Source organism: uncultured Tateyamaria sp. (genome assembly GCF_947487805.1).
Taxonomy (GTDB): domain Bacteria; phylum Pseudomonadota; class Alphaproteobacteria; order Rhodobacterales; family Rhodobacteraceae; genus Tateyamaria.
Map to the genome: position 1 here is coordinate 369701 of NZ_CANKXW010000003.1, position 9491 is coordinate 379191.

Annotated in this window: 5 protein-coding genes and 2 pseudogenes; 1 reads left to right on the forward strand and 6 read right to left on the reverse strand. The window is 58.1% G+C overall.

Features of this window, described 5'->3' with window-relative positions; genetic code table 11:
* Positions 1-45: 45 nt before the first annotated feature.
* The 6 genes and pseudogenes from Q0949_RS11190 to Q0949_RS11215 all read right to left on the reverse strand — a co-directional run bounded on the left by Q0949_RS11190 (position 46) and on the right by Q0949_RS11215 (position 7764).
* The gene (locus Q0949_RS11190; RefSeq protein ID WP_299371783.1) at positions 46-1074 is read right to left on the reverse strand and encodes a response regulator; all 1029 of its coding nucleotides are present in this window, start codon (positions 1072-1074) and stop codon (positions 46-48) included.
* A complete protein-coding gene (locus Q0949_RS11195) occupies positions 1067-1402 on the reverse strand; it encodes an Hpt domain-containing protein (protein WP_299371786.1) in 336 nt (111 codons plus the stop codon). Before Q0949_RS11195 ends, Q0949_RS11190 begins: the two co-directional genes overlap by 8 nt.
* Positions 1399-5523 carry a GAF domain-containing protein gene (locus tag Q0949_RS11200; RefSeq protein ID WP_366524029.1) on the reverse strand — a complete coding sequence of 1375 codons (4125 nt, stop codon included), beginning with the start codon at positions 5521-5523 and terminating at the stop codon, positions 1399-1401. Before Q0949_RS11200 ends, Q0949_RS11195 begins: the two co-directional genes overlap by 4 nt.
* A 12-nt stretch (positions 5524-5535) precedes the next feature.
* Complete coding sequence (locus tag Q0949_RS11205) at positions 5536-5970, reverse strand: GAF domain-containing protein (protein ID WP_299371790.1); 435 nt, start codon at positions 5968-5970, stop codon at positions 5536-5538.
* A gap of 66 nt (positions 5971-6036) precedes the next feature.
* A pseudogene (locus tag Q0949_RS11210) lies at positions 6037-6615 on the reverse strand (GAF domain-containing protein); the annotation flags it as partial.
* Between the two features lie 24 nt (positions 6616-6639).
* Positions 6640-7764, reverse strand: coding sequence for a GAF domain-containing protein (locus Q0949_RS11215; RefSeq protein ID WP_299371792.1), 1125 nt, complete (start codon positions 7762-7764; stop codon positions 6640-6642).
* 385 nt (positions 7765-8149) lie between these two features.
* On the opposite strand from Q0949_RS11215, the pseudogene Q0949_RS11220 reads away from it, so the two are divergent.
* A pseudogene (locus Q0949_RS11220) lies at positions 8150-9383 on the forward strand (IS3 family transposase).
* The last annotated feature ends 108 nt before the right edge of the window (positions 9384-9491 follow it).

The following is a 9491-nucleotide window of genomic DNA, read 5'->3' on the forward strand; positions in this document are numbered from 1 at the left end:
ACTTACCGCCGCATCAAAATAATTTAAGGATCGCGAAACAAGCCGTTATGCAAACGTAAACGCGCTAACTGACTCGGCGAACCCTTTCAAACGGACGTCCGAGATCTCCCGGGTGCTGGAGGTGTCCAGCAGGCTGGCACATGTCGTCTGGTCAAACAGGATCTCGCAGCCCGCCACCTTGGTGTACGCCTCCAGCCGTGCCGCAAGGTTCACCGTTTTGCCAATGCAGGTATAGGTCGCGCGGTGCTGCGCGCAGGTATATCCCGCCACCACTTCGCCTGTGGCGATCCCGAAACCGATCCGCAAGGGGGTTTCTGCAACGGCTGTGCGTTCTTCATTCAGTGCGGCGGTCATGGCAAGCATGTCTTGCGCGGCAGTCACGGCGCGTTGCGCGGAATTCTCAAGCGGGTTGGGCGCACCAAACAGCGCCATGAGCCCATCACTAACCATAAGGCTGACGATGCCCCCTTGGCTGGACACCGCGTCGAACATCAACGTGTAATAGGTGTTGATCAGATCAATCGTGGCCTCGGGCGTCATGGTTTCCGAAATGGCTGTGAAATCCCGGATATCGCAGAACAGAACCGTTGCAACCAGACGCTCGCCCCCGATGGCAAACCCGCTTTCGGTCAGCTGATCGGCCACTTCCTGGGTGGCAAACCGGTTCAGCAGTTCCTTTTGTTCGTCCTGCAGCCGCTTGCGTTCAAGACTGGCGCTGACACGGGCCTTGAGCAGAACCTTGTTCACGGGTTTCGGGATGTAGTCTTCGGCCCCCAATTCGATACAACGCACGATGTGGTCGAGCCCTTCGACCGACGATGTCACAATCACAGGCAGGTGGCGCAGGGTGGGCATGCTCTTGATCGCTTCGAGGACCTCAAAGCCGTCCATTTCGGGTATTTCGATATCAAGCAGAAGAATGTCGAACCGGTCCGATGCCAGCATGTCCATCGCAATGCGTCCGTTTTCGGCGACAGACACGCGGTGGCCCAGCATCTCGACATTGCGCGTCAGCAGCAGGCGGTTCACCTTGTTGTCATCGACGATCAACACGTGTCCGGGCGCATCATTCATCGCACAATGCCTTAAGGGCGGTTTCCGTATCTGACCACATGGTGTCCAGATCCGCGACCGGGGGCGGTGCATCCGCCAAACTGGTCAGTTCCATCTGCCGCGACAGGCCAGCCAGCGCCGTTGCGCCAAAAATCTCGGCATTCGATTTGATCGAATGTGCGGCGCGGCGATAGCCGTCGGCATCGTCCTCGGCCACAGCCGTTTTGAGGGCGGCGAGCATCTTCGGTGCCTCACTCAGGAACGTGTCGAGAAGTTCGGCGGCGAAATCATCGCCCATGGCCTCGCACAGCTCAGCAAAGACCTCGGTATCTACGATGTCTTCGGTCATTTCTGATCCTCTCGCGATGTTGGTACGTTCAAAAGCGCTTCGACCAGGCGATCCACCCGGATCGGTTTGGCGATATAATCGTCCATGCCCGCAGCCAAGCACATTTCGCGGTCGCCCTGCATCGCGTTAGCGGTCATCGCGATGATGCGCGGGCGTGTTTCGGCATGTTCGTGGTTGATCCGGCGCGAAGCCTCGAGCCCGTCCATTTCGGGCATCTGCACGTCCATCAGAACCACGTCATAGGTTTGCCGCGCCACGCTTTCGCAGGCTTCAATTCCATTGCTGGCCAGATCAATGCGATAGCCCATCTGTTCCAGCAGCCGCGTTGCGAGTTTCTGGTTCACCAGGTTATCCTCAGCGAGCAGGATGCGCAGGGGATGACGCTTGGCCATGTCTGGGTCTGATTGCGGCTTGCCTGGCGCCTTGCGTTTGACCTTGGTCGCGACGGCTGGCGCAAAGAGCGTGACCAACGTGTCAAACAGCTGGGACTGGCGCAGCGGTTTTGCCAAAGCGGCGGCAAAGAGGTTCTTGTCGTCGTCCGTGTCGCGCAGCCCGAGCGAGCTGAACAGGATTTTCGGCAGGTCGGGTTGGCGTGTTTGGATCTGGCGGGCGAGATCAATGCCGTCCATCTCGGGCATGTGCATGTCCAGGATCGCAAGATCAAAACCTTGCCCCCCGTCCAGCGCCTTCAGCGCATCGGTCGGCGTGGAAAAGGCCGTGGTCTGGGTGCCCCACTTCTGCGTTTGCAAGGTGAGGATCTTGAGGTTCGTTGCGTTGTCGTCGACCACCAGCAGACGTTTGCCCTGCAGTTCGGATTGTTCACCGATCAGGCTGCGGCTTTCGGTGTCGGGCAGCGCGGCGGGTTTGGCGTCGATGGTAAAATGAAAAGTCGATCCCTTGCCTGCGCCACCGCTGGCCGCCCACATGGTGCCGCCCATCAGTTCTGCAAGACGCTTGGAAATGGCGAGGCCCAGCCCGGTGCCGCCATATTTGCGGGTGGTGGAACTGTCGGCCTGGCTGAAGGACTGGAACAGGCGGCTCATGCCCTGGTCGGTCAGCCCGATGCCGGTGTCGCGCGCGCTGAACTCAAGGGTTGTCTTGCCGCTGTCCGAGCGGGCGGCGCTGACCGACAAAATCACCTCGCCGGCATCGGTGAACTTGACCGCATTCGATAGCAGGTTCAGCAGGATTTGCCGCAGCCGCGTCAGGTCGGCGCTGATCCCGACCGGCACATTGTCGTCATAGATATAGGCCAGCTCAAGCTGCTTTTCCGCGGCGCGCCCGCTGATCAGATCCAGCGCGGATTCGATGCAATTACGAAGGTCAAACGGGTGATCCTCAATATCCATCTGCCCGGCTTCAATCTTGGAGAAGTCGAGGATTTCGTTGATGATCCCCAGAAGCGCATCGCCGCTGTCGCGAATGGTGCGCGCATAATCGGCCTGTTCTTCGTTCAGCTCGGTGTCCATGATCAGACCGCTCATCCCGATGACGGCGTTCATCGGGGTGCGGATTTCGTGACTCATCGTGGCAAGAAAGGCGCTCTTGGCCTCGTTTGCCTTTTCGGCTTCTTCGCGGGCGTCTTGCGCTTCCATGAACAGCCGGACGTTTTCGATGGCGATCACTGCCTGGTCGCAGAACGATCTCGCAACGGCAATTTCTTCGCTACGGAACGGCCGCGGGTCTTGCCGGATAAACAGCATCACGCCATGCGACGTACCCGCCTGCAACAAGGGCAGCATCAGGGATGCACGAACGACGTATTTCTCTTGAGTACGCTGTTCGAATGGCGTCAACGTGATCGCGTCCCAGTCCGGCAGGTGCAGCATCTCGCCGGATTGCATAACCTGCCTGGGAAAGTTCATCTCTGGATCGAAAGGAAACCGGTTATTTGTTTCGTCGACTTCTTCCAGACCGTCCGGTTGCGCGCGTGCGATCACTTTGAACTGATTCTCTGACAGGATCGTCGCGCCAACCATGTGGCAATCCACAAGCCGGACACCCGCCTGCACGATTTCCTCAAACACCGGACGCACATCTGTCGGCGATTCACTGATCACGCGCAACACATCTGCACTCGCAGTCTGGCGCGCGAGCGACGCCTGGGTGTCATTGAACAGCCGCGTGTTTTCGATGGCGATCAGCGCTTGGTCGCAGAAGCTTTCGGCCAATTCGATTTCTTCGGCGGTAAAGGCGCGCGCCTTGGACACGCGCGTGAAGATGAGAACGCCCAACGTGACCCCGTCGCGGATCATGGGCAGGTAGATCGCTGATTTCATGCCGAACTTGGGAACGGTATCGCGTTCGTGCACGGGCAGTTCGACGGTTTCAAAGTCGGGGATGTGGACCATCTGTCCACTCAGGAAAACTTGCGACGGATAGTTCATCGCAGCATCGATATGCACAGGTTCCGGGTCGAGGTTGGCGATACGACCCGTCGTTTGAAAACCGCCTTCCGGGATGAAGGTATCGCCCTCCCGGATCAGGACGGCGGCACCTTCACACGACAGCAATTGTATACCCGTCTGCGCAATCGCTTCGAAGACCGGGCTGGCGTCGGCTTGGGCGCTGCTGATGACCCTCAGAATATCAGCGCTGGCCGTCTGGCGGGCCAGTGATGTCTGCGTGTCGCTGAACAGGCGCGCGTTCTGGATCGCGATGACAGCCTGATCGGCAAAGCTGTTCAGAATGGAAATGTCTTCAACGGTAAACGGCTTTACCTCACGCTTGTACAAGGCAAGGCTGCCGATGCCCTGTCCCTTGTGCACCAATGGTACAGCGAGAAACGTGCGCACCCCTTCTTCGTCTACGGCATGCCGGCGAAGTTCGTTCCCTTCACGATAAAGGTCAGTGTCCTTCAGATCGGCAATCTGGACGGCTTGCTTGTTCCTGATTGCCACCGCGTTGGACAGGTCGTCATCCAGCGGCCATTGTGTCTTGCCGACCTCAAGCGCCTGCAAGTTGTCTCCGTGGTGGGCCACAAGGTTGGCGTGGGTGCGTTCGGTGTTGACGATGTTCAGGCTGGCCATCGGTGCACCGCACAGCATTGCTGCCCGGCTGAGGATCGCGTCAAACACAGGGCCCAGATCATCCTGCGTTTCACTGATGACCCGAAGGATATCGGCGCTGGCGGTCTGACGCTCAAGCGCATCCTTCGTTTCCCAAAAGAGCCGCGCGTTCTGGATCGCGATCACCGCTTGATCGGCGAAGGTTTCCAGTAGTTCCCTGTCTCGGAGGGTAAATGGCGCCCAGTTATCTTCGTTCATCATACGCGTGACGAGAATCCCTCCTATAGGGCTGCCCTGCCACACCATCGGAGCCACAATCGCAGACATCTTTTCTGCGTCCTGGCCAAATTTTGTGGCTATCTTCTTAAGAGCCTGGGGGGCATCAGGATCGTTCGTCACATCGGCGTAGTGCATAACCTTGCCCTGCCTCACAGCGCCGCTCAGGATTGTCTCTTCAAGCGGCATCGGCTGGTAATTCTGGGCGGTCAGTGTGGCGGCGTCGCCTCGGAAGGCTGCCAGGTGGACCAGATTGCTTTCGTCCAGTGTCATCAGCGACAGATCGGTCGATTTGGTCAGTCGCTCGCAACTGTGGAGGATCTTGGAGAAGACGGGCTTGGTATCTTCGACCGAGTTGGAAATAACCTCAAGCACCTCCGCAGTCGCCGTCTGGCGTTCCAGCGCCTCCTCAACCTCAAGCGTCCGGGCCTTCGTTTCCTGCATCAAGCGCGCGTTTTCGATCGCGATACCGGCTTGGGCGGCAAAGCTATGGATCAATTCTATGTTCGAGGCGGACGGCGGTGTGGTATCTGGCCAGGCCACAATGACAGCCCCCCAGATTTGCGCGCCAACGCGGATCGGGACACCCAGCATGCGCCGCCATCCAACCGACTTGGCCATTTCGGGGGCATAGTAGACATCCCCGCTTTGCGCGTCTTCGATTTCGACCACTTGGCCGGATTCGATCACCATGGTCGACATGTGGCCTTTGCCCTCGGTGAACGGGTAATCGTCCAGAAGGGCGGCGGCGAGGTCCGGGGGAAATCCGTGCTGCGCGCAGAAGTGGTAGGCCTCCCCATCAAACCGGTCCAGCACGCAAAACCGTGCGCCGCACAGTTCGGCCGATTTCTACACGATCAGGTCAAACATCGGCTGCAGGTTCAAGGTCGATGCGTTGATGACCTGCAGGACTTCCGCGCTGGCCTGTTCACACACCAGCGCCTCTTCCACTTCGGCGGTGCGTTGTTTGGTTTCCGTGAACAGCCGCGCGTTCTCGATGGCGATGGCAGCCTGTTCGGCGAATGTCTCTATCAGATCGATGTGGGCCTGCGTCCGCGTGTGCCCGTCAGGCCACGCAAGAATGATCGTGCCCCAAATTGCGTGGCCGACAAAAATAGGAAAACCTATGATCTCGCGGAACCCCTGTTTCCTTGCCAGTTGGTGATCGCGGTAGTTGGGATCTTGAGCGTCAGCGATGCGCTGCATCGCACCCGCCTTGATGACTTGACCAGACAAAGTATCGGTACCGGCAGGCCTGGGGAACTGTTTCAGGTAGCTTTCCATGTCGGCTTGCTCAAAACCGGCAAGGGCGCAGTGATGTTGCATCCCGTCTTCGATACGCCAAATATTTCAGAAGCTTGCGCCACAGAGTTCCTTGGAAGATGTCGCGATGCTGTCGAACACAGGCTGTGTATCGCCCGGATTCTTGTTGATGACGCTCAGGATGTTGGCCGTGGCGGTCTGACGGGCCAGCGCATCGTTGGTCTCGGTAAACTGCCGGGTGTTGTCGATTGCAATGACTGCGTGTTTGGCAAAGTTTTCAATCAATGCGATTTCCGTTGGCGAAAACGGGCGGACCTCGCGGCGGCTGAGAGCAATTGCGCCAATGGCCTCGCCGTCGCGGATCAAAGGCACGGCCAGACGGGACCGGATGCCTTCGCCATCGACCAACAACACGGCGACCGGGTCACCGTTGCGATACGCGTCTGTGTCAGCCAGGTCCGGCAAGTCGACCACCTTGCCTGTTCTGATTGCAGTGGCCGCCGCCTGTGAGCTGCTGAGCGGCCATTCATCGCCCGGTTTGGACACTTCGTTGGCGTGGCCCCAATTTGCCGCCAGCTGATAGGTTTCGTGTGACGGCACCCGCAGGGCCAAACCCGCCTGATCCGCCCCGCACACAGTTGTAGCCTGTTCCAGAACGGTTTGAAAAACGGCTGCGGCGTCATCGCGGCTTTAGCTGACAACTGACAGGATTTCAGAAGTGGCAGCTTCGCGTTCCAGACGCTCTTGTACTTCGCGGAACTGGCGCACATTCTCAATGGCAATCACAGCCTGCGCGGCAAAGGTTTCGACCAGCGCAATCTCGTCTTGTGTGTAAGGGCGCACTTCTTTGTGGAACAGGATCAGCACACCAATGGCGCCTTTGCTGGTAAGCAAAGGGACAAGCAAATTGGTGCGAATGCCCGTGTCTTCGACCACCGATACAAAAACGGGCACGCCCCGTTTGTATTCGTCAGTGTCGGCCATATCCGGGATGTGGATGGGCTTGCCCGTCAGGATGGCCCGCGCACCGACAGACAGGTCGGGGCCCATAGACACCCGCCCATCCTGGTAAACATCAAGCGTCGCCGGATCGAGCCCGTAGGACGCCGCCATCGTTTGATGAAGATCACCGACCTGGCCCATCGCCAAAGCCGCAGCGTGAGCGTTGCACAGGTTGGCCGCATTTTTGACAATCATGTCAAACACCGGCCGCTCGTCCTGTCGCGATTGGCTGATCAGGCTCAAGATCTTGCCCATGCCGCGTTCTCGTTCCAACCGGGTCTCTATTTCGCGGAACTGGCGCACGTTTTCGATGGCGATGACCGCCTGGAGTGCAAATGCTTGAACGAGGGCAATTTCATCCGCCGAGAACGGCGCGCGCCTGTCTCGGAACAACGTGATTGCGCCGATGGCCCCGTGCTGCCCAACCAAGGGCACAAAGAGAACGCTGCGGATACCGCTGTCATCCACCATAGACCGCACAACCGGGCTGCCGGCGGTATAGAGGTCGCTTTCGCCCATATCTTCGAACGCGATCAGCCGCGCTTCGACAATGGACCGCGCCGCATATGACAGGTCAGGGTCCATCTTCATGCCACCCGTTTCAAAAAGCGCGACGGCCTTCGGCAACATGCCGATTTGCGCGGCAAGCGACTGGACGGCGTCCTGTGCCGTTGCCAGGATCAGGCCGGCCATCTGTGCATTGCACAGGGCAACGGCGTTGGTCAAAATCGTTTTGAAAACGGGGCCATCCTCATCCCGCGACCGTCCCAAGACCTGCATGACCTCGGACACCGCCGCCAGTTGTGCGGCCATCTCGCCCGCTGCTGCACCGCCTTGCTTGGGCCTCGAATTGCTTTTTCCTGTGGACGTCGCTTTGGATTTGCTCAAGGCGCTTAGCTTTCAATCTACAAAGACTGCCGAGCCTTTCAAGGCAACGCAGAAGCCCTCAATTTTCAATGCTTTAAGGACTGACATGAGCAGGTTTCGGTGTGAAGCCGCAAGGCAACAGTTGACACCGGGCGGTAACGGTCAATTCATAAGTTGGCCAAAAAGCGTCTAATCATTCAAAACAGCCCGTATTTTTTGTTTGTTCTAAAGGCTCATACAGAAGGCAGGAAAAGAGTTGGTAAGGGACTGGACCTGTCGCGGTTTGATGCCGCTCCTTTGATAGCATTTACTGCAACAAAGGAGACGAACTATGGGACTGAAACGAACAGACGAATTCCGCAAAGATGCGGTGCGCATAGCGCTGACGAGCGGGCTAACGCGTAAGCAGGTGGCTGATGATCTGGGCGTCGGGATGTCGACACTGAACAAATGGATCACAGCTCACCGGGATACAGATGTGGTGTCGAAGGAAGATTTGAGCCTCGCCCAAGAGAATGACCGGCTTCGACGTGAGAACCGCATTCTCAAGGAGGAGAGGGAAATCTTAAAAAAAGCAACGCAGTTCTTCGCGGGCCAAAAGCCATGAGGTTCAGGTTCATCCACTGCCCGGCAGTCGAAACGTAGTTTCGATGAGAGGGGAAGAACATTCTGGGTCTTTCCAGACGGAACGCCTTTGCAGGATGATGGACGTCAGCCCACGCGGTTTGCGGGCCTTCCGCAGCCGTCCCGCCAGTCGCAGGCAGCGGTCCGATCTGGTGACACTTGCACATATCAAAGAACAGTCCCGTCTCAGCCTGGGCAGCTACGGCAGGCCGCGGATGACAGAAGAGCTGAAAGAGATCCGCCTGAACATCGGCCATCGCCGCGTTGGCCGACTAATGCGCGAGAATGGCATACGCGTCGAACGGTCCAGGAAATACAAGGTGACCACCGACAGCAACCATGCGTTCAACATCGCGCCGAACCTGCTGAACCGCGACTTCCACGCGGATGCGCCCAATCAGAAATGGGCAGATGACATCAGCTATGTTTGGACGCGTGAGGGCTGGCTGTATTTAGCTGTGATCTTGGACCTGCATTCTCGGCGCGTGATTGGATGGGCCGTTAGCAATCGCATGAAACGCGATCTGGCGATCCGGGCATTGAACATGGCAATTGCATTCAGGGCTCCACCCAAAGGGTGCATTCACCATACGGATCGCGGCAGCCAATACTGTTCGCACGACTATCAGCGGATCCTGCGGCAACATGGCTTCAAAGTCTCGATGAGTGGCAAAGGCAACTGTTATGACAACGCGGCTGTCGAGACGTTCTTCAAGACCATCAAGGCTGAGCTAATCTGGCGCAGGTCATGGGAAACGCGGCGGCAAGTCGAGATGGCAATCTTCGAATACATCAACGGCTTCTATAATCCGCGCCGTCGCCACTCAGCACTGGGCTGGAAAAGCCCTGTCGCCTTCGAACGGAAGGTGGCCCAAACGAGCACTTGGGGCGGCACAAAAGCGCGACAGGTCCAGCCACGGACACCGTTTGCGATTGAATGAGCACTGACACGCAGGCGGCCAATCCATCCATCTGGCTCTGCATCTTGGTCGTCGAGCGTTCCTCTAACCCGCTCAATTCCTTTGCTGAGGTTTCGCAAGCCGTCACCA